Raw genomic sequence first — 1,424 nt, forward strand, 5'->3', positions numbered from 1 at the left:
GGCTCATCGGAATCGAGGGTGTAACTAGCGTTGGCGCGTCGGTCCCCGGATAAAAGTCGAGGCCTTTCGATGATGGAAGTTCCTACACTGTCCATCCGAAAGACCTCGACTTGCCTAACGCTACCTTCGATGCTCCTGACCTGACCACATTCTGCCGTCTCGATGAACTTGGCCTGCGGGCCGTCGGCCAGCAAGTGCGTACCGAGTACGTGGTGCTGGAATGCCGGGTGAATGACCCGGACGACTGGTGCCATGGGTGTGGTTCTCCAGGCGTGCCCAGGGATACCGTGAAGCGAAGACTTGCGCATGAGCCCTTCGGCTGGCGGCCGACGACGTTGTTGGTGCGGGTCCGTCGCTACCGGTGCACCGGCTGCGGGCGGACGTGGCGGCAAGATACTTCGAAAGCAGCCGAGCCACGGGCGAAAATCTCCCGTCAGGGGCTGCGGTGGGCGCTGGAAGGCATCGTCATCAACCACCTCACCGTCAACCGGATCGCGGCAGGCCTGGGAGTGTCCTGGCATACCGCCAACAGCGCTGTCCTGGCAGAAGGCAAGCGCGTGCTCATCGATGATCCGGCCCGCTTTGACGGCGTGAGGGTCATCGGCGTGGACGAGCACGTCTGGCGCCATACCCGGCGCGGGGACAAGTACGTCACCGTGATCATCGACCTCACTCCGATCCGGGACGGCACGGGATCGGCGCGCTTGCTGGACATGGTCGAGGGCCGTTCGAAGCAGGTGTTCAAACAGTGGCTCGGCGACCGGCCTCAGCAGTGGCGGGACGGAATCGAGGTCGTGGCCATGGACGGGTTCACAGGCTTCAAGACAGCCGCCGCCGAAGAGCTGCCCGACGCGGCACCGGTGATGGATCCCTTCCATGTCGTCCGCTTGGCCGGCGACGCCCTGGACCGGTGCCGGCAGCGGGTCCAGCAGCAGATCCACGGGCACCGCGGCCGCGCGGGCGAACCGCTCTACAAATCCAGAAGGACGCTACACACCGGCGCCGGGCTGCTCACCGAGAAGCAGACCGCACGGCTCACGGACTTGTTCACAGATGACAGGCACGTCGAGGTCGAAGCGACCTGGGGCATCTACCAACGCATGATCAGCGCCTACAGGGAGCCCGACAGGAAAGCCGGAAAGAAGATTATGCAAGCAGTGATCCATGCCCTCAGCCGCTCGGTTCCCGCCGTACTGACAGAGCTGATCACGCTCGGTCGAACCCTGAAGCGCCGTGCGACGGACATTCTGGCGTTCTTCGACCGACCAGGGACCAGCAACGGCCCCACCGAGGCGATTAACGGGCGACTCGAACACCTCCGCGGCTCAGCACTCGGATTCCGCAACCTAACCAACTACATCGCCAGATCACTACTCGAAGCCGGAGGATTCAGACCCGGATTACACTCTCGATTCCGATGAGCC

1 protein-coding gene is annotated in these 1,424 nt (G+C 63.6%); it reads left to right on the forward strand.

Features of this window, described 5'->3' with window-relative positions:
• Nucleotides 1-110 precede the first annotated feature (110 nt).
• Nucleotides 111-1,421 carry an ISL3 family transposase gene (locus HGO92_RS23100; RefSeq protein ID WP_169999080.1) on the forward strand — a complete coding sequence of 437 codons (1,311 nt, stop codon included), beginning with the start codon at nt 111-113 and terminating at the stop codon, nt 1,419-1,421.
• Nucleotides 1,422-1,424: the final 3 nt, after the last annotated feature.

Source organism: Crystallibacter degradans (genome assembly GCF_012952295.1).
Classification (GTDB): Bacteria; Actinomycetota; Actinomycetes; order Actinomycetales; family Micrococcaceae; genus Crystallibacter; species Crystallibacter degradans.